An 18,662-nucleotide genomic window follows, 5' to 3' on the forward strand; every position below is an offset into this window, starting at 1 on the left:
GGCGGGAGGCGAAGGAGGTCATGGGGAGAGTCCACGGCACGGGACCGGCCCTGCCAATTGATGTAGCGTGCCGCTTAATGATCAGCTTCGAGCTCGGGGTCGAGGACCTGGCCCACACCCGGTTCGCGCTCTCGCCGCTCGGCGAGACGGTGCTGAGCCTGCGCGTGCTGCGCGATCCGGGCGTCTCCGTCCTGCACCTGCCCTGGCGCCGGTCGGTCCTCGCCCGGATCGCAGGCCTCGGCGGCGGTCTCGACACCGGGCTTCTGCTGTCCCTCGTCGCGGACCTCCTCACCCTGCCCGACTTCCTCACGCCGCGCCCCGCCGTGTTCGAGCCGCACTTCGAGGACGAGCTGGCCGTCGTCCGCAGCACCCCGCCCGACCGGGTGCGCCGCGACCTGCTGGCCGCACACGCCCCGCACCCGCTGCCCGCACCCCTGCACGCGGCGACCGCCCCCGGCGACGGGCCCGTGACCGCGCTGCGCGACACCGTGTGCGAACTCCTGCACCGCTACTGGGAGATCGCCATCCGGCCGGTCTGGCCGCAGATCCGCCTCGTCGCCGAAGCCGACATGACGTACCGGGCGCGGCAGCTCGCCCGCGGCGGCGCCCGGCTGCTCTTCGCCGACATGCACCCCCAACTGCGCTGGGAGGACGCCGGATCCCGGGGCTTCCTGCGCGTCCACCGCACCATCGGCGGGTACGAGGCCAAGGCCTGCGGCCGCGGTCTGCTGCTCGTGCCGTCCGTGTTCGCCCACAAGTGCGCGCCGCCGGTGGGCCCCGACGAGCCGCCCTCCCTGCTCTACCCGAGCCGCGGCGCGGCCACCCTGTGGGAGGCCGAACCCGAACCGGTCCTGCGGAACGGGGCGGACGCGGCCGGGCGGGCCGCCGGGGACGCCCTCGTCCTGCTGCTCGGCGCGCCCCGGGCCCGGCTGCTGCGCATGCTCGCGGAGCCCGCCGCGACGGCCGAACTCGCCCGCCGCCTGCGCGTCACCCCCAGCGCGGTGTCGCAGCACCTCCGCGTCCTGCACGCCGCGGGGCTGGCCACCCGGACCCGCCACGGCCGGCAGGTCCTGTACCGGCGCAGCAGGCTCGGCGACCGGCTCGCCTCAGGCGGCTGACGGCACGGCCTGCCTTCAGCGGCCTGCCTTCAGGACGTGCCGAAGTCCGGGAGAGTGAGGGTGCCGTCGTCGGCGAGGGCGAAGCCCGGATTGTGGGCGATCTCCCACACGTGGCCGTCGGGGTCGGTGAACACGCCCGCATAGCCGCCGTAGAACGTCGGCGCGGGCGGCCGTGTCACCGCCGCCCCGGCGCGCCGGGCCGTCTCGACGAGTTCGTCCACCTCCTGCGGGGACCGGACGTTGTGCGCCAGGGCGATCCCGCCCCACCCGGGGGCATCCTCGACGCCGCTGTCCTGCGCGAGCCGGTCGCGCCCCCACAGGACCAGCGCGAGGCCGCCCGCCTGGAAGAACACCGTCTCCTCGGCCTGCTGCCCGCGCCAGCCGAGCTCCTCGTAGAAGGCACGGGCCCGGCCGAGGTCGGCCACGCCGAGGGTGATCAGGCTGATCCGCTGCTCCATGCCGGGAAGCTACCACCGATCGAACGCCCGGTGTCATGGCACGGGAGCCGTCCGCCGGTCGAACCACGCCGCGCACTCCGGCCGCCGGGCCCACACCACCGCCAGCACCGCCGGCACCGGCCAGGCCAGGCCGAGGAGCGGTTCCACCCGGTACACGACCAGCGCGAACGGCACGGCCACCCACCCGTACGCGCAGGCCGCAACCCGCAGCCGGCGCAGCCGCAGCGGGAACTTCAGCGCGGTGACGACACCCCACGCCGCCACCGCCAGCACGACGAGCCCGCCGCAGACGACCTGGCCGGCGCGCTCCTCGACCTCCGGGCGGCAGCAGGGCGCCGAGGCGTCCTCCTCGCCCCAGACCGCCGCGGCAACGGCCATACTGTCCGTCACGAGCCACACCCCGACGACGGCCTGCACACCGCCCAGCAGCATCAGCAGCATCCGCAGCCGGCGCACCGGCCGCGGCATCCGGGCGCCCTCCCACGGCCGGCCGGCCGCGGAACCGCCCCCGTACGCGTCGTGCGGTTCCACTGCGACGACCTCCCCCGGCAGGGCATCCCCGGCACGTGCCACCCCCAGCATCCGGCGGCGCGCCCCGCCTGTACAGAGTCCGGGCACACCGGGGGCGCGCGGAGGTGTCAGCGCCGGCAGCGGCCGAAGGTGACGACGTACGTGCCGCCGTTCGGCGCGGTGGCCCCGGCGCGGTCGGCGGCGCCGGGCTGGACCCCCGGGCCGATGTTCCGCAGTGCCGAGTTGAGGATGACGGCGCGGTGCCCGGGGCTGCTCATCCACCAGGTGACGGCGGCCTGCGGGGTGCCGGACCCGCCCCAGCCGGTGTAGGCGATCTCGCCGAACTGCCACGAGCGCGGGTTCGGGCAGTAGCCGGCGGCCTGGATGCGGGTCTGCGGCGTCGAGCCGGTCGCCGGATTGCGGTGCGGGTCCCTGCCGGGCCCCCACCACTTCAGTCGCACCGCGGCGGCCGAGTGCTGCTGCGCCGCGGCCGTCAGGGCCTGGTCGACGGTGAGAGCCGGCAGTCCCCGCCGCGTGCGCTGGGCGTTGACGAGGCACACGACGACGCTGCGCGCCTGCGCGGCGCCGGCCGCGGTGGGGGCCCGGTTGGCGTCCGCCGTATCACAGGTGACGGCCGCGGCGGGCGGCGCCGCGACGAGGGGGGACAGAGCGGCGGCCAGGGCGGCGGCCGCGACCGCCGCCGACCGCTTGCGGGGCTGGGAGCACGGCGGTTCACGGAGGCCGCACTTCCTGCGGGCAGAACGAAGAACGGTGAGGAGAGTGATGAGCGGGGTGAGCGGTGGTGGGCGGGGGAGGGGGCGACCGGCCGCGCGGCTCGGCCTCCAGGCTGCCGCAGGCCGCGGAGCCGCCATGGGGCCCGGTCCCGTCCCCCGGCCTGCCGCCTGCTTCGGCGGCAGAGGGCCGTCACGCCTTCCACGCACGAGGGGAACTCGGCGCCGCCGGCCAAGTCGGCGGCCGTACGCGAGGAGCAGCAGATCGTCCTGGCCGCGGCTCTGAACGGGGCCCGCGGCCGGCGTCACCCGCACGGCCGAACGTGTCCGGGCGGTGACACCGGCCGCGGCGCCGGGCCCCGGCCGCGGCCTTGGCGTGAGGGGCGGGGCGGGCCGCCGGCAGCCGCGAAGGGACTCGCCTGCGTCGATAACCGCCGGTCGGCGACCACGGGCTCATCGGGGACCTCCGGGGGGACTGGTCCTTCAGCGATCCTCCGCCTCGAATGCCCGGGCGACGGCGAGGCTGTCTTCGTAAACGTGGTGCCGGGTGACAAGGCCGTCTTCAACGGTGAGGTGCAGGGCGAACCGCGCGCGATACGCACGTCTGGTGGGCCGGGCGGTCTGGCGGATCTCTCCCAGCACGACCGCGTCGTTACCGTCGATGAGGATGCGCTCCACCTCAGTCGCCACATGCTCCGGCACATGGTGCTCGGCAAGCTCGCGATAGTGAGCGGCCGCATCGGCCCGGGTCGACCGGTGACGGATCCACGGCGTGGCAGCACGACCATGCTCGGCCTCCGGCCAGTCCAGCTTCCAATCGCCCTGCTCGGCGTACAGCTCGGCAATGCGCTCGGGGTCGCCCTCACCGATCCTCCGCAGCAGCTCTTCGACCACGGTGCGCGTGTTCGTAGGTGCGGCTGAAGACATGGGTGACCCCTCCGTCCTGGCCCGCGTCCTGTCGACGCGGAGAGATCACCAATCCTGCCAACGCAAGCAGGTCGAGACCACTACCTCTGAAGTAACGAAAATCCGTCACCAAGATCGACTTTCAATACGCGCCCTACAGCGGCTGACCAACGGCGCGGACGTCGCAGATCAAGCGGGAGACTGTCCCGCAGTGATCAAGACGAGCCAGGTCGTGACCGATGCCGGGTCACGTCCCGGGCTTCACCAGGACCGGTCAGGGAACGCAGCCACCGTCGTCCGGACCGGAGCCTCCGGAGCCGCACGACACCCTGACTCGCTGAAACCATCAGCAAGGGCGAGCAGCCACAGCAGCGATGCCGGACTTCCGGAGCATGCGGGCCAGATGCTCCATCTCGGGAAGCGTTCCTGAGTGGACACCGTCCAGTACGCGGCGCAGCGCAGCCCTGGCGTCTGTCACGTCAATGCCGAGTTCGGTCCGCAGTACACGCATGATGGCAACGCTCTGCCCCTGCTGACTGCTCACCTGCAGCCTCGCAGGTCCGTGCTCGGAGAGCATCTGGCCCCGCCGTTCCGCCGGCATCGAGCCACCGCACAAAGCCACCGTGAACCCGCAGGGGGGACGGCGACTGCCACACAAATGCCGAATACACGGTCGCGGCTGGTCCAACCGTGGACGCGACCACGGTCATTGCTGATCTGCACCCGCCTCCTGGTGCGGTCCGTCGACGACACCACATGCAGGTAGACCGTCCCGGCGACACGGGCGAGGACGATGTCCCCCACCTCCAACTTCGACGGGTCGACCGGGGCAACGACCACCTGCTGCCGACTGTTTATCAGCGGAACCATCGAGGAGCCGCTGGGCCGGAACGTCACGGTGGCTCCGCCGGCAACCCTGACTGCCACTGCAGCCAATGCACCCATCCGGTGATCGTGGCAGATGCCCCGGCTGCGTCCCCATTGAATGAGACGTCGCTTCTCTCGGCTACCTGCGGCCCAGGAGCTCGGCTGCGGCCTCCACGCCCTCCCGGGTGCCGATCACGATCAGAGTGTCGCCGCCTGCCAGGCGGAACGCCGGGGTCGGCGACGGGCGGGCGGCGGCGCGGCGGAGGACGGCCACCACCGAGACGCCCGTCCTCGTCCGCATACGGGTTTCGCCGAGCAGGCGGCCGTTCCAGTGCGAGTGGCCCGCCAGCTCGATGCGTTCCGCAACCAGGCCCAGGTCGCTGGTGTGCAGCAGATTGGGGCTGTGGTGGCAGGGCATCAGCGCGTCGACGACGACGGCCGCCTCGGCCGCCGTCAGGTGCAGCGAGGCAGCACAGTCGTCCGGGTCGTCGCCCCGGTACAGGCTCAGCGTGCGGGTGCCGTCGCGGTGGGCCACCACCGACACGTGCTGCTGCTCCTCGGTCGTCAGGTCGTGCTGGACCCCGATCCCGGGCAGTCGCGTCGTACTCGTCCGCTGAGCAGGCACGGCCCATCCCCCTCGTGTCGTTCCGTGCCGGGCGCCGGCGCGGTGCCCATCGTGCCATCTCCGGCGGGGCCGCAGCATGGGGGCCAGTACGGATGGACACGGGCGCCGAGCCATGGCACAACCCGCGGGGGAGCAGGCTGCGTAGCAGGTCAGCCTCACCTGCTACGCCATCCGGGCCGGCCTCATCGAGCCGTGACCGGTCCGTGCGGCTTGGCGGGCGGCAGGCCCAGGACGCCGCGTACGGCGCGCTCGGCCAGCTCGACGTCGTGCGGCGGGACGATCCCGTCATGGCTCACGAGCCCCTCCATCGCGCCAAGGCAGGCCCGCGCGGTGTCCGCCGCGGGCGGGCCGGGCGGGATCGCGCCGCTGCGCCGCCCCTCCGCGATGCGCCGTTCCACGTCGCCCGTGAGCTTGCCCAGGATCCGGCCCAGCTCCCGGGCCACCGGGTGGTCCCGCCCGGCGAACTCGATCGCCAGTACCCGGATGACCCCCGCCACGTCGCGCCGGCAGTAGACGGCGTGGCCGCGTGCCATCAGCATCAGCGCCGCCACCGGATCGGCCTCGGCGGCCGCCGGGTCGCCGACCTCCGCCGCCCACGTCTCGTCCACCCACCGCACCACCGCCAGCGCGAGCTCCTCCTTGCCCGCGAACTGGTGGTACAGCGCGCCCCGCGTGTACCCGGCCTCGGCGGCCACCCGCTCCAGCGCCAGGTTCGCGTACCCGTGCCGGGACAGGCCGCGCGCGGCGGCCTCCAGCAGGGCGCTGCGGGTACGGGCGCGCCGGTCGGCCTGGGTGCGGCGGCCCGGCTGGGTGCGGCGCTCCGGCTGGGGACGGCGGTCCGTCCGGGGGTCCTCGGCCTGGCGGGGGCCGCGGCCGGCCTCGGCGCTCACGGGGCGGATCCCTCCGCCTTACATACAGTCATGTACGTATGTTACGTTGCCGATCGGGATTCCGGAACGGAAAACCGCCCGAAGGGAGAAGGCCATGACGGTCGGTTCGGAAGCAGGTCACGCAGCAGGCGGCGCCATACCGCCGGTGCGGCAGCACCTCGTCCTGCCCGACGCGGTACGCCGCCTCAGCACACTCGCCGAACCGGATTACGCCGACCTCTTCACCCTCACCGCCGCCGGCGCCGCCGCCCGGTCGCCGGAGCAGTGGGCGTGCGCCGTGCTCGAGGACGCCGCGGGCTGGCAGGGCCAGTTCGTGTGGCGCGGGATACTCGGCCTGCGCCTGCAGGGGCGGCCGACCCCCGGGTGCGTCGCAGGATGGGAGATCGACGGCCGCGGCGACGACTGGATCCGCCTGGAGGCGCACTCCCGGATGATCACGGGCCAGCTCGTGCTCCGCGTGGAGGAGGGGCAGGCGTCGCTCTCCACGTTCATCCGCTACCGCAAGCCGTCCGGCGCCCGCGTGTGGACCCGGCTGACCCCGCTCCACCACAAGCTCGTGCCCGGCCTGCTGCGCGACGGGCACCGGATCCTGCAGGAGGCGGCGGCCGCCTGACAGCGGCCGGACCCCGGCCTGGCCGGCCTGGCCTGGCCTGGCCTGGCCTTATTTTGGCTTGGCTTGGTACGGGCCGGATCCGCGGGCACCCTCGGGTGGGCGACCCCCCGTTTACACGGAGCGGGGCCCCGGAAGGAATGCGGTCCCCGCACTCCTCTCCGGACGGTGAGCGTTGAACCGAGCGAAGCACTCCGCAACCGGCTACAAGGGCAGCTCAGACGAGGCGATCCGGCACCACTACGACTTCCTCGGGGACTTCTACCGGCTCGCCCTCGGCCCCGACCTCGTCTACTCCCTCGCCCGTTGGGAGGACGGCGACACCCTGGAGGCGGCACAGGTCCGCAAACTCGACCTGCACGCCCGTGCCGCCCGCGCCGAGGGCGCCTCCCGCGTTCTGGACGTCGGCTGCGGCTGGGGCAGCATGATGCGCCGCCTGACCGAGGCCCACGGCGTCCGCCACGTCGTCGGCCTCAACGTCAGCACCTCACAGGTCGAGTACGTGCGCAGCAGGGAATGGCCCGGCTGCGAGGTGCGCCTGGAGAACTGGATCGACCACCTGCCCGACGCCCTGTACGACGCCGTGTTCGCGATCGAGGCGATGGAGCACTTCGCCGGCAGCACGATCCGCCGCTCCCAGCGCATCGCCCGCTACCGGCTGTTCTTCGAACGCTGCCACGCCTGGCTGCGGCCCGGAGGACGGCTCGCCGTACAGTCGAACGCGTGGAACGCGCGCGGCTGGCTGGCCGCCATGGTCCTCCCGGCCCGCATGCTCGAACCCGACGGCGGTCCCCGCCGGGGCCTCCGCCCGCGCGACGTCCGGGACGCCGTACGCAACGTCCGCGAGGGCCTGCACTCCTCCCGCCGGGTCTTCCCCGAATGCTTCGTGCCGACCCGCTCCGAACTCGTCGAAGCCGCCCGCGGCCTGTTCACCGTCGCCGAGCTGCGTGACGACCCCGACGACGGGGCCCGCACCCTCCACTGCTGGATGGAGCGCTGCATCGCCCACCGCGAACAGGGCGCACGGCTGATCGGCCGCCAGGCCGTGGACGACCTCATCCGGGAACAGCAGGCGACGCTGCGATTCATGCGCGAGCACCGGTGCACGGTGCTGCGGGTGGCGCTGGAGCGGGTCGACTGAGCGAGGCGTCGTCGCTCGCCAGCCGATACGGGGCCGGGCGCCGGTAGCGGCCCGGTCGTCGTGTGCGTCGGCTCGTCGTTCGCGTCGGCTCCGTCGTCGGCGCCCCCCCGCCACAGGAAGGACCGGACATGGGCGCACTCCGCCTCGCCCCGCCGACCGCCCCGCCCGTCCCGGGGGCATCCGCACTGGCCTGGACGGCGGGGTCCGCCGCCGTGTTCGCCCTCGTCCAACTGGCCGTCGCCGTACCGGGCTCCTCCCTCGGCTGGGACGAGATCGTCTACGTGAGCCAGGTGCAGCCCGGGACACCCGCCGCGTTCTTCTCCGCGCCCCGGGCGCGCGGTATCTCGTACCTCGCCGCGCCCGTCGCCGCGCTCACCACCTCGACCACCGCGCTGCGCATCTGGCTCGCCCTGCTCTCCTCCGGCGCGCTGTTCCTCGTCCTGCGAGTGTGGCGGCGCCTGCTTCCGCCGCCCGTGCTCGGCTGCGCCGGGCTGCTCTTCGCCGGGCTGTGGGTCACCCTGTACTACGGCCCGCGCGCCATGCCCAACCTGTGGTGCGCGCTGGGCGCCCTCGCCGCGGCAGGTTGGCTGCTCCGGGCGGAGCGGCCCGCAGGGGGCGGTCGGGCCGCTGCGGCGTGCGCGGGTGCGGCCGTCGCCTTCGTGACGGTCATGCGGCCCGTGGACGGGGTGTGGCTGGCGCTCCCGCTCACCGGCGCCGCCCTGCTGACGGCCGGTCTGCGGCGGCCCCTGCTGTGGGCCGCGCCGCCCGTCGGCGTGCTGGCGGGGGCCGTGCCCTGGGTGGTGGAGGCGTATACCTCGTACGGCGGACTCGCCGCCCGCCTCGCCCGCGCCAGCGAGATCCAGGGCGGCATCGGCGCCCACTTCGCCGTCGACGACCATGCGCGCAGCCTCGTCGGGGTGACCCTGTGCCGGCCCTGCGACGCAGCGTGGAGCCATCCCTGGACGGCCGCCTGGTGGCTTGCACTTCCGCTGCTCGTCACTGCCGGCACGGTCGCGGCCCGCCGGGCCGGCCGCGGCCGGCAGGCCGCCGTGGCCGCCGCCGTCGGGGTGTGCCTGGCCCTGCCCTACCTGTTCACCGTGGACTACGCCGCCCCGCGCTTCCTGCTCCCCGCCTACGCCCTGCTGGCCGTGCCGGTCGCCGAGTGCGTGGCGGCCGCCTTCGGAGCGGTACGGGCCCGTGCGCACACCGCCGGCCGGCGCAGGGCCGCGTACGGGGCGCTGGCCGGAGTCCTCGTGCTGCACGTCGCCGTGCAGGCCGCGGTGCTCCTCCGCCTGAGCGAACGCAGCCGCGACCGGCACCGGGAACTCGCCGCCGCGGCCGCGGCCCTGCACCGGCTGGACGTGCGCCGGCCCTGCGTGCTGAGCGGAGACGGGGCCATCCCGCTCGCCTACTACACGGGCTGCGCATCCCGCCAGGTCGGCGGCCACGACGGCAGCACCACCGCCGACGGGCTGGCATCGCTCGGGCGGCGGATGCCGGTCGCCGTGATCACCGCCGGGGGCGCTCAGGCGCCGCAGTACGCCCGGGCCTGGCCCGTCTTCGACCTGCCTGGTGGGTATGCGGCCCGTGTGGCGCCCCGCGGGTGAAGGCGCGGCTGTCCGCCACCGCCGCCTGGTGGCGGGCCCACCGCGCCGCCGTGGCCCACCTCGCCCGGCGCGACCCCGCCGTACGCGGCACCCTGCTCGCGCCGACCCGCCCGCCGGCCCGGACGGCGGAGACACGGTCGACTTCTGGCCGGAGCTCCTCCAGGGGGCCGGTGCCACGGGCGGCCTCTTCCTGGACACCGCGGCCGAGGACGAGCGCAGCCCCGACGGCACCACCGGCCGGCTGGAGAGGCTCTGTGCCGCCCGGCGCAGCGGCTGGGGGCCCCGGGCCGGCCTCGGACTCGCCCTGCGGGGGATCAGCGGCAGCGTGCACCGCGACTGGGTGGGCCGCGGCGCCCACGGCGTGTCCGGCCATCGCCGCTGACAGGCCCAGGCCCCGGGCGGGCGGCGGGCGCCCGCCCGGGGAGGGCGCCGTGCCTGCCGGGGCCGCGCGTATCCGGCCCGGACACGCGCCGGGCGGCGCGGACGCCGTGCAACCGGCGTGCCGCGCCGCCCGGCGCGCTCTTGGACAGGAGCCGGGCCGCGACCCTCACCAATAGTGCTTGCGACCGCCCACCGCGTGTCCGGCCGCACCGAGAAGCCACAGCACCAGGCCCACGACCAACAGGATCAGGCCGATCGTCCACAGGATCGAGATCCCGAACACGAAGCCGAGGATCAGCAGAATCACTCCGAGCGCTATCACGACAACCTCCTGCACCCTCTGCCTGGGGGGGACGCTCTGCGTATACCCCCGTGGGGCGAGCCATGCGTCCCGCAGCCCCCGAGTTTCCGGAGCCCTCCCGCGGCCCGGGCCCGCCCCGCTCACCACGCCGCGTACAGCGCCTCCGGCGAGCGGTCGATCAGGGTCGGCCGCATCCGCGGCGGCGGCCGGTCCCCGTCCAGCCGCAGCCCGGGCAGCAGCCGCGTGAACACCTCCAGGGTGGTGTGCAGTTGCAGGCGGGCCAGCCGCGCGCCGGGGCAGGCGTGCGGGCCGTGCCCGTACGCGAGGTGCGGCCGGTTCTCGGCGCGCCGGATGTCGAACGCGCCGGGGCGCGCGTACCGCCGCTCGTCGCGGTTCCCCGACCCGAACGCCACGAGGACGCAGGCCCCCTCCGGCAGGTGCGTGCCGGCGAGGACCACAGGGCGGGTCGTACGCCGCCGGAACGCCTGCAGGGCGGTGTCGAAGCGGGCTCCCTCCTCCACCGCGGCGGGGATCAGGCCCGGGTCCGCGCACAGCATCCGCCACTGCTTCGGGTGGGAGAGCAGGTGGAGCAGGGTCGTCGAGACGAGGGCGGAGGTCGTGAGGAAGCCGGCGATCAGCAGGTTCTGCAGGTTCGCCACCAGCTCGTGGCGCTGGTCGGCGGTGAGCTCGCCGCGGCCGGGCGCGAGCGCGGCGACCATGTCCGAGCACAGGTCCTCCCTCGGCTCGGCCCGGTGCTCGCGGATGCAGCGGTCCAGCAGGTGCTGGAGGGCGACGACGTCCCGCGCGGCGGCCGCCTGCGCGTCCGGCGGCAGCGGCCGGAACAGCAGCTCCTCCGCCCGGTAGCCGCCGCGCACGGCCGCGGGCACATCCGCCGGGTCCAGCCCGATCAGCCGCCCCGCCACCATGCCGGGCAGCCGGCGGGCGTACGCCTCCACCAGCTCGGCGGACTTGTCGGCGGCGAACCCGTCGACGAGGCCCCGCGCGCACTCCCGGGCGTACGGGGCCAGCGCCGCGACCCGGCCGGCGGCCAGGCCCCGGTTCAGCGGGGCCCTGTGCCTGCGGTGGGCCGCACCGTCCGAGGAGACCACGGTCGGCCGCGGCTCGAACCCGCCGGCGAGCACGGCCAGCGCGGGCCCGGCCGGAGTGACGTCGGGAAGCAGGGCGTTGGCGGAGGAGAAGTCGTCGGCGCGCCGCAGCACCTCCCGGATGTCCTGGTCGCGCGCGACCAGCCACGCCTCGAACTCCGGCACGTACGTGAGGCCTTCGGCCCGGCGGGCGCGGGCGTACAGCTCATAGGGGTCCCGGTACAGCTCGTCCCGGGTCGCCTGGTCGTGCCACGCCACAGGGGGCCTCCGGATCTGGTCGCTCGCGTCGGATCGGATCGGGCCGCACCCGCGGCAGTGCCGCTGCGGGCCGTCCCGCTGCAGCGGGCATCCTGCCGGGCCCGCCCGCCCGCCGGGAAGACCGCCTCCGCGCGCGCACGCCGCCCGCGGACCTCAGTACAGGCCCTACGGCCGCTCCAACCGCTCCCAGAACGCCAGCCGGTGCTCCCGCGCGTAGTCGACCGGCCCGATGCGCCCCGGCGCCAGCGACTGCGTGTACGGCACGCCCGCCCCCGCCTCGAAGGCCGGCCACCGGGGGAACCCGTCCGCCGCCGGTACGCCGTCGCGCGCGAACGCCGCCCAGTAGTCGGCCATCGCGTCCGCGAGCCGCGCCTGGGCCGGCGTGAAACGCCGCCGCGCCTCCGCCTCCTCGAACAGGTACGGCGTGTCGCCCGCGTGGTAGGCCCCGAAGTCGAACGGCCCGGCCGCCGGCAGGTACCAGGGGGCGTCCCGGTCCGCGAACTCGTAGGCGTACGTGCGCACATGCCGGGCCAGGGCCAGGTGCTGGGCGTACGTGCCCCGTGCCCACATCCGGTCCGTGACCGCCGCCGCCCACGCGTGCGCGGGCGGCACGGAGCCGCCGTCGGGGTACTCGGCGCGTACGGCGGGCGCGCGCGACGCCCCGAACGCCGTCCGCAGCAGCGCCGCGTACCGCTCCCCGGTGAGCGGCTTCCCCGCCGCGTCGTACATCAGCCCGGCGAACAGCCGGTGCTCGTCGCGCGTCGCCCCCGACAGGACGGGTACGCGCGCGAACCGGCCCGCGGCGAGCGCCCGCGGCGGAAGCTCCGGCAGCACCTCGCCGCCGTACGCGAACGCCTGGAAGGCGTTCATCACGTACGGCACCCCCAGCACCCGCCCCACCGGCACCGCCCGCAGGCACTCCAGCGCCCGCGCGGCGTCGGGGAGCCCGCAGCCCAGGGCCGCCGCCGTCCGCCGGCCGGCCTCCTCCATCTCCCGCACCGTCCGCCACGTGTACCAGGGGTACGCGGGCACGCCCTCGCCCATGGCCGCGGCCGGCATGTCCATCATGCCCTCGCCGCTGGACAGGACGGCGTGCCGGAACAGGCCGCGCGACCCGGGCGCGGTCAGGTGGCCGGTGATCGCGGCGGCGCCGAACGACGACCCGGCGACCGTCACCCGCTCCGCGTCGCCGCCGAACGCGGCGGCGTTGCGCCTCACCCAGCGCAGCGCCTCCTGCTGGTCCTGCAGCCCGAACGTCCCCGACCCGGGCAGGCCGGGATGGGCGAAGCCGCCGAAGACGCCGAGCCGGTAGTTGACGGTGACGACGACCAGGCCGCGCTCCGCGAGGCGGCGGCCGTCGAAGAACCGCCCGCCGCCGACCGTGCCGTCGCCGTGGATCCACACCAGCACCGGCCGCCGCGCCCCGCGGGCCGGGGCGGTGACGTTCAGGACCAGGCAGTCCTCCCGGACGCTGGAGATCCGGGCGTACGGGTTCGGCACCTGCGGGCACAGCGGCCCCGCCCGGGTGGCGTCGCGGACGCCCTTCCAGGGGGTGGCGGGGCGGGGCGCCGCCCAGCGGTGCGCGCCGACCGGGGGAGCGGCGTACGGGATCGCGCGGAACAGCCGCAGCCCGCCCTCCGCGGTACCGCGCACGGCGCCCGTGTCGGTACGGACGACGGGACCCGCGGCCGCGTCCCCGGCGGGGGCGGGCCCGAGCAGCGCGAGCGCCGCCAGTACGGCGGCGCAGCGGACGGGCCTCAATAGACCAGCTTGTAGGTGACGTCGTGGGGGATCGGCGCCGGCGCGGCCTCGGGGAACGTCAGCCGGATCTGGGTGAAGCGGGTGGTGCCGGGGCGGTCCGGCCAGGGCTCGGGGGCGCTGAGCGTGACCCGCACGGGGTACGGCCGGAAGCGGCCGGCGGCGCAGTAGGGCCGGCAGTCGTTGACCATGTCGGTCCCGGTGGCGGCGGCGGTCTTCGCACCCCATTCGGTCCAGCGCAGGCCGACGAGGCGGTTGTTGCCGTCGCCGCAGGCGAGGAGGTACTCCTCGGGCCGCACCTGGGGCTCCCCGAAGCAGTCGACGACCACGACGGGCGGCGGTGTCGGCGCCGGAACCGGGGCGCGGGCCGGCGCGGCTGCGGGTGCGGCCGCCGCGGCGGGGAAGGCGGTGGCCGCGGCGAGTGCCACGGCCGCACCGGCGACCGCGACCCTGCGGGCGCGCGCTGTGATGGCAACGTGTCGGCGGACTCCGGCTGTGGCCACGGGCGCCTCCTTGCCTACGGCCGCTCCGCACGGTGCCGCGCCGCGGGCGCGTCGGCGCGGGCGGAACGGCGATCCCACACCACCGCCAGCTTCCCCCATCCCCCGTCCTCCCGCACCCGCAGCCGTACCGGCCGCGAACCCGGCACGGCGGGCCGGCGCCCCCACCGCTCCCGCGGACCGGGCCCCGCGCCGCGGGAGCGGCCGGGTCAGAAGCGGGCGCTCCGCACCGGGCCCGTGAAGCCGGCGGGGAGGCGGGGGCCGGTGAGCCAGAGGGCGGCCGCACCCGTCGTGAAGCGGGCGAAGGCCGGGTCGCCGTCGTCGGGGGCGCCGTCCTCCCGGTCCGAGGCCGACGGGTCGTCGGACGGGTCGGCCGCGACGACGTCCCGGGCGATGTCCTCCTCGGGCCGGTCGTCGGCGGGCCCGCGGCCGTCCGGGCCGAGCTGCGCACCCCACGGCTCCGTCCCGAACTGCCGTTGCAGGGCGGTGAAGTCCGCGGGGACCCCGTCCGGTTCGGTCCAGGAGCCGGCGTGCTCGTACAGCACCTGGCCGGGAACCCGCTCGCGCAGCCCGCCGAGCACCTCTTCGCCGTGGGCGGCGAGGTCGTACGCCACCACGACGGTGTCGGTGCGGCCGGGAGCGTACGGCTCCAGCGGCACGCCGAGGACCTCCGCGGCGGCCAGTGCGAGGATGCGGTCGGAGCGGCCCGGCAGTGCGCTCACGGCGGCGGGCCGGACGCCGGCGGCGCCGAGCGCGGCCGCGAGGCGGTCGAGGCCGCGCCGGCAGCCGGCGTGGCTGTCGCCGAGGTAGCCGTAGCGGCCGGCCATGACGCCGAAGCCGTACGGGGAGAGCGTGCCCAGCAGCGTGCCGGTCAGGGCGAACTGCCAGCCGCGCAGGTCCCCGCCGTCCAGCGGCGAGAACCCGGCGACGGCCTCGGCGCGGCCGGCCATCCGCCGCAGCCGGGCGTGGGCCCACCCCCACCCGCTGTCCGGGGGATCCGGCAGGCGCGCGATGCGGTCGAGGGCGGTGGCCGCATCGCCGGCGAGCAGCGTGTTGAAGGCCAGCAGGTAGCGGCCCGGCCAGGGCTCCAGCATGCCCTCGTGCCGCAGCAGGACCTCCACCGCCTCGGCGTGCCGGTCGTCGGCCTCCAGCGCGGTGGCCAGCGTGTACAGCACGGGGCGGACGTCGGGGGCCAGGCGCAGGGCCTCCCGGAGCGCCGGGACGGCGAGGAAGGCGATCCCCCGCTCGGTGCACCGGCGGCCGAAGTCGTAGAGGGACCGGGGGCCGACGGGCCGGCGGGCGACCTCCGCGGCTGCGCCGGCCAGGTCGTCGTAGCCGACGGCCGCGGCCAGGGCGCCGACCTGCCCGGCAAGGGCGGGGAGGGGTTCGGTGGCGGCGAGGGGCCGGAGGGCGCGGACCGCTGCGGGTATGTCGCCGGCGGCCGTCAGGCGCCGTACGTCGTCGAATGCGTTCGTCATCGCGTTGATCATCCGCAGGGGGCCTGCGGCTCGGCAACGCCTTTTCCCGCGCCCGGACCGCAGCCGCCCGCGCCCCGTCCGCGCCGGTGAGTGAGGCGTGTCTCACCGGGCGGACCTTGCCTATGCAACTCGTTGCATAGAAAGATCGGCGGCATGGCGCTCGAACACGCGATCCTCGTCTCGCTCCTGGAGAAGCCCGGCTCCGGCTACGAGCTGGCCCGCCGGTTCGAGCGGTCCATCGGGTACTTCTGGACGGCCACGCACCAGCAGATCTACCGCGTCCTCAAGCGCATGGAGGCCGACGGCCTGCTCGCCGTGCGCGAGGTGCCCCAGCAGGGCCGGCCGGACAAGAAGGAGTACTCCGTCGCCGCGCCGGGCCGGGCGCTTCTCTCCGCCTGGCTGCACGAGCCCATCGAGCCGGAGAGCCTGCGCCACGACCTCGCCGTCAAGATCCGCGGCGCCGCGTTCGACGACCCGGCCGCCCTGGTCCGCGAGGTCGAACGCCACCGCGCCGTGCACGGCGACCGGCTCGCGCACTACCTCGCCGGCGAGCTGCGCGACTTCACCGGGCCCGGCGCCCCGACCCCGCTCGACGCCGGGCAGGAGCTCCAGCACGTCGTCCTGCGCGGCGGGATCGCGTACGAGCGGATGACGATCGCCTGGCTCGACGACGTCCTCGCCACGCTCCACCGGCTCGCCGGGGCCCCGCCCGCCGGCTGAGCCGGCTCCTCCCGCGGCGCGGGCCGCGACCGCGGGCCCCCGCACCGAAACGCCCCAGGCCTCAGGCCTTCGACCCACGACCCCTCGGAAGGTGACCCTCCATGGCCGACCCGCTGCTGTTCCACCCGAACACCTACGACCCGGCGCACTTCGACCCCGAGACCCGCAGGCTGCTGCGCGCCACGGTGGACTGGTTCGAGGCCCGCGGCAAGCGCAAGCTGATCGAGGACTACCGCGACCGCGCCTGGCTGGCCGACTTCCTCGCGTTCGCCGCGAAGGAGGGCCTCTTCGCCACCTTCCTCACCCCGGCCTCGGCCGCCGGCGCGGACGAGCCGGACAAGCGCTGGGACACCGCCCGCATCGCCGCCCTGAACGAGATCTTCGGCTTCTACGGGCTCGACTACTGGTACGCCTGGCAGGTCACCATCCTCGGCCTCGGCCCGGTCTGGCAGAGCGGCAACGCCGCCGCCCGCGCCCGCGCCGCCGAACTCCTCGCCCAGGGCGAGGTGTTCGCGTTCGGCCTGTCCGAGAGGACCCATGGCGCCGACATCTACTCCACCGACATGCTGCTGGAGCCGGACGGCAGCGGCGGCTTCCGCGCCACCGGCTCCAAGTACTACATCGGCAACGGCAACGCCGCCGGACTCGTCTCCGTCTTCGGCCGCCGCACCGACATGGAGGGCCCGGACGCGTACGTCTTCTTCGCCGCCGACAGCCGCCACCCCGCCTACCACCTGGTCAAGAACGTCGTCGACTCCTCCAAGTTCGTCAGCGAGTTCCGCCTGGAGGACTACCCGGTGGCCGCCGAGGACGTCCTGCACACCGGCCGCGCCGCCTTCGACGCCGCCCTCAACACCGTCAACGTCGGCAAGTTCAACCTCTGCACCGCCTCCATCGGCATCTGCGAGCACGCGATGTACGAGGCCGTCACCCACGCCCACAACCGCATCCTGTACGGCCGCCCCGTCACCGCGTTCCCGCACGTGCGGCGCGAGCTGGCCGACGCGTACGTGCGCCTCGTCGGGATGAAGCTGTTCAGCGACCGCGCCGTCGACTACTTCCGCACCGCCGGCCCCGACGACCGCCGCTACCTGCTCTTCAACCCGATGACGAAGATGAAGGTGACCACCGAGGGCGAGAAGGTCATCGACCTGATGTGGGACGTCATCGCCGCCAAGGGCTTCGAGAAGGACAACTACTTCGCGCAGGCGGCCGTCGAGATCCGCAGCCTCCCGAAGCTGGAGGGCACCGTCCACGTCAACCTCGCGCTGATCCTGAAGTTCATGCGCAACCACCTGCTGGAGCCTGCCGAGTACCCGGCCGTGCCGACCCGCCTCGACGCGGCCGACGACGACTTCCTGTTCCGGCAGGGCCCCGCCCGCGGCCTCGGCTCCGTCCGCTTCCACGACTGGCGGCCCGCCTTCGACGCGTACGCCGAGCTGCCGAACGTGGCCCGCTTCCGCGAACAGGCCGACGCCCTCTGCGAGTTCGTCGCCGCCAACGCCCCCGACGAGCAGCAGAGCCGAGACCTCGACTTCCTGCTCTCCGTGGGCCAGCTGTTCGCGCTCGTCGTGCACGCCCAGCTGATCCTGGAGCAGGCGCGCCTCACGGGGCTGGACGAGTCCGTCCTCGACGAGCTCTTCTCCGTCCTCGTCCGCGACTTCTCCGGCCACGCCGTCGAGCTCCACGGCAAGGACTCGGCGACCGGTGCGCAGCAGGCCTGGGCGCTCGCCGCGGTCCGCCGCCCGGTCGCCGACGCCGAGCGCTCGGCCAGGGTCTGGGAGCGCGTCGAGGCCCTGTCCGGCACGTACGAGATGGCTCCCTAGCAGCCGCTCCCCGACGCGCCCGTCCCGACCGGCTACCCGGCGGGCGCGTCGGCCGGGGCGGTGCGGCGGAGCACGCCGACCTTGTCGATGCGGTGCTCCGGGTTGCCGAGGGGGTCGCGCCAGAAGTTGCCCGCCGCGTCGTCCTCGGGCGTCGCGCACGTCGAGATCGTGATCATGGCCTGGGTGGGAGCCCGGCCGGGCGCACCCGGGACCGCCGCGCGCTGCTCCGCGAGCGAGCGCTCGGACCGGAACGACGTGCTGCGCGTCGCGGTGATCTCGTACGTGTACGTGACGCCGTCCAGCGTGACGTGCACCTCGGCACCCGGCTTCACGGAGGGCAGGTCGCGCAGCGGCCCGCCCGCGGACAGCCGGTGCGCGGTCACCAGGAAGTTCCCCACCTGCCCCGGCCCGACACCGCCGCGCTCCCCGTACGGGCTGGCGGCCACGCCGCGGTCCTGGATGCGGGTGCCGGGGGCGTCGTCGGTGGTCCCCTCGTACGGGACCACCCGCAGCCCGGATATCCCGACGGACGGGATACCCAGGACGGAGGCCTGCTTCGGCACGGCGGCCGACACGGACGGCGACGGCGTCGGCGTCGCCGCGACCGCCCCGGAGGCGGTCGGGAGGGAAGCCCCCGCTGCGGTGGCGGCACCGGCCCCGGCGGAGGACACGGCCGGGCGGGCCGCCGCATCCGGGCTGCAGGCGGCGAGCACCGCGGTGGCGGCACCGGCCACCAGGGCGGCTGCCGCGCGGGGCACGAAGATCAAGGTCATGGGCTCGTCCGAGGGGGATCCGCCGGGCCGTGCGGGGTGGGGTGGCCCGGTTCGCCCGCAAGGGTGACATAGGGAGCACCCGGAACATAAGCCCCACC

General features: G+C 75.2%; 19 protein-coding genes. 7 read left to right on the forward strand and 12 right to left on the reverse strand.

From position 1 onward, the window contains the following. Positions 1 to 77 precede the first annotated feature (77 nt). Complete coding sequence (locus C0216_RS14130) at positions 78 to 1,118, forward strand: ArsR/SmtB family transcription factor (RefSeq protein WP_114055622.1); 1,041 nt, start codon at positions 78 to 80, stop codon at positions 1,116 to 1,118. Between the two features lie 29 nt (positions 1,119 to 1,147). Here the strand turns inward: C0216_RS14130 and C0216_RS14135 are convergent, their stop codons facing one another. The 6 genes from C0216_RS14135 to C0216_RS14165 form a co-directional block, all read right to left on the reverse strand. Beyond that, positions 1,148 to 1,576 carry a VOC family protein gene (locus C0216_RS14135; protein ID WP_114055623.1) on the reverse strand — a complete coding sequence of 143 codons (429 nt, stop codon included), beginning with the start codon at positions 1,574 to 1,576 and terminating at the stop codon, positions 1,148 to 1,150. A 33-nt stretch (positions 1,577 to 1,609) separates the two neighbouring features. Further along, complete coding sequence (locus C0216_RS14140) at positions 1,610 to 2,107, reverse strand: hypothetical protein (protein ID WP_114055624.1); 498 nt, start codon at positions 2,105 to 2,107, stop codon at positions 1,610 to 1,612. A gap of 107 nt (positions 2,108 to 2,214) precedes the next feature. Beyond that, positions 2,215 to 2,958, reverse strand: coding sequence for a CAP domain-containing protein (locus C0216_RS14145; RefSeq protein ID WP_114055625.1), 744 nt, complete (start codon positions 2,956 to 2,958; stop codon positions 2,215 to 2,217). Positions 2,959 to 3,300: 342 nt separating this feature from the next. Further along, positions 3,301 to 3,744 (reverse strand): nuclear transport factor 2 family protein, encoded by a 444-nt coding sequence (locus C0216_RS14150; protein ID WP_114055627.1) that lies wholly within the window; start codon positions 3,742 to 3,744, stop codon positions 3,301 to 3,303. Between the two features lie 985 nt (positions 3,745 to 4,729). Next, positions 4,730 to 5,215 carry a cation:proton antiporter regulatory subunit gene (locus C0216_RS14160; RefSeq protein ID WP_174250393.1) on the reverse strand — a complete coding sequence of 162 codons (486 nt, stop codon included), beginning with the start codon at positions 5,213 to 5,215 and terminating at the stop codon, positions 4,730 to 4,732. A 182-nt stretch (positions 5,216 to 5,397) separates the two neighbouring features. After that, the gene (locus tag C0216_RS14165) at positions 5,398 to 6,105 is read right to left on the reverse strand and encodes a TetR/AcrR family transcriptional regulator (protein ID WP_114055629.1); all 708 of its coding nucleotides are present in this window, start codon (positions 6,103 to 6,105) and stop codon (positions 5,398 to 5,400) included. Between the two features lie 94 nt (positions 6,106 to 6,199). Between C0216_RS14165 and C0216_RS14170 the strand changes: the two genes are divergently transcribed. The 4 genes from C0216_RS14170 to C0216_RS14185 all read left to right on the forward strand — a co-directional run bounded on the left by C0216_RS14170 (position 6,200) and on the right by C0216_RS14185 (position 9,845). Next, the gene (locus C0216_RS14170) at positions 6,200 to 6,718 is read left to right on the forward strand and encodes a hypothetical protein (protein ID WP_246042532.1); all 519 of its coding nucleotides are present in this window, start codon (positions 6,200 to 6,202) and stop codon (positions 6,716 to 6,718) included. 172 nt (positions 6,719 to 6,890) lie between these two features. Continuing rightward, positions 6,891 to 7,856 (forward strand): SAM-dependent methyltransferase, encoded by a 966-nt coding sequence (locus C0216_RS14175; RefSeq protein WP_114055630.1) that lies wholly within the window; start codon positions 6,891 to 6,893, stop codon positions 7,854 to 7,856. Between the two features lie 128 nt (positions 7,857 to 7,984). Continuing rightward, entirely contained in the window at positions 7,985 to 9,463 is a 1,479-nt protein-coding gene (locus C0216_RS14180) for a hypothetical protein (protein WP_114055632.1), read from the forward strand. 28 nt (positions 9,464 to 9,491) lie between these two features. After that, positions 9,492 to 9,845 (forward strand): hypothetical protein, encoded by a 354-nt coding sequence (locus C0216_RS14185; RefSeq protein WP_162793202.1) that lies wholly within the window; start codon positions 9,492 to 9,494, stop codon positions 9,843 to 9,845. A 165-nt stretch (positions 9,846 to 10,010) separates the two neighbouring features. Here C0216_RS14185 and C0216_RS33870 read toward each other — a convergent pair whose 3' ends face one another. The 5 genes from C0216_RS33870 to C0216_RS14210 form a co-directional block, all read right to left on the reverse strand. Then, complete coding sequence (locus C0216_RS33870; RefSeq protein WP_174250394.1) at positions 10,011 to 10,166, reverse strand: DUF6131 family protein; 156 nt, start codon at positions 10,164 to 10,166, stop codon at positions 10,011 to 10,013. 119 nt (positions 10,167 to 10,285) lie between these two features. Continuing rightward, positions 10,286 to 11,509 (reverse strand): cytochrome P450, encoded by a 1,224-nt coding sequence (locus C0216_RS14195; protein WP_114055635.1) that lies wholly within the window; start codon positions 11,507 to 11,509, stop codon positions 10,286 to 10,288. A gap of 165 nt (positions 11,510 to 11,674) precedes the next feature. After that, positions 11,675 to 13,270: a carboxylesterase/lipase family protein gene (locus tag C0216_RS14200; RefSeq protein WP_114055636.1), complete on the reverse strand. Its 1,596-nt coding sequence runs from the start codon at positions 13,268 to 13,270 to the stop codon at positions 11,675 to 11,677. After that, complete coding sequence (locus C0216_RS14205; RefSeq protein WP_114055637.1) at positions 13,267 to 13,770, reverse strand: hypothetical protein; 504 nt, start codon at positions 13,768 to 13,770, stop codon at positions 13,267 to 13,269. The genes C0216_RS14200 and C0216_RS14205 overlap by 4 nt, the downstream gene beginning before the upstream one ends. A 206-nt stretch (positions 13,771 to 13,976) precedes the next feature. Then, positions 13,977 to 15,245, reverse strand: coding sequence for a hypothetical protein (locus tag C0216_RS14210; RefSeq protein ID WP_114058663.1), 1,269 nt, complete (start codon positions 15,243 to 15,245; stop codon positions 13,977 to 13,979). Between the two features lie 153 nt (positions 15,246 to 15,398). Between C0216_RS14210 and C0216_RS14215 the strand changes: the two genes are divergently transcribed. Then, positions 15,399 to 15,965 carry a PadR family transcriptional regulator gene (locus C0216_RS14215; protein ID WP_114055638.1) on the forward strand — a complete coding sequence of 189 codons (567 nt, stop codon included), beginning with the start codon at positions 15,399 to 15,401 and terminating at the stop codon, positions 15,963 to 15,965. A gap of 101 nt (positions 15,966 to 16,066) precedes the next feature. Continuing rightward, on the forward strand, positions 16,067 to 17,791 hold the full coding sequence (locus tag C0216_RS14220; protein ID WP_114055639.1) for an acyl-CoA dehydrogenase family protein: 1,725 nt from the start codon (positions 16,067 to 16,069) through the stop codon (positions 17,789 to 17,791). A gap of 32 nt (positions 17,792 to 17,823) precedes the next feature. On the opposite strand, the gene C0216_RS14225 is transcribed toward C0216_RS14220, so the two are convergent. Beyond that, entirely contained in the window at positions 17,824 to 18,564 is a 741-nt protein-coding gene (locus C0216_RS14225; RefSeq protein ID WP_174250395.1) for a class E sortase, read from the reverse strand. Positions 18,565 to 18,662: the final 98 nt, after the last annotated feature.

The sequence above is a fragment of the Streptomyces globosus genome (genome assembly GCF_003325375.1).
Classification (GTDB): Bacteria; Actinomycetota; Actinomycetes; order Streptomycetales; family Streptomycetaceae; genus Streptomyces; species Streptomyces globosus_A.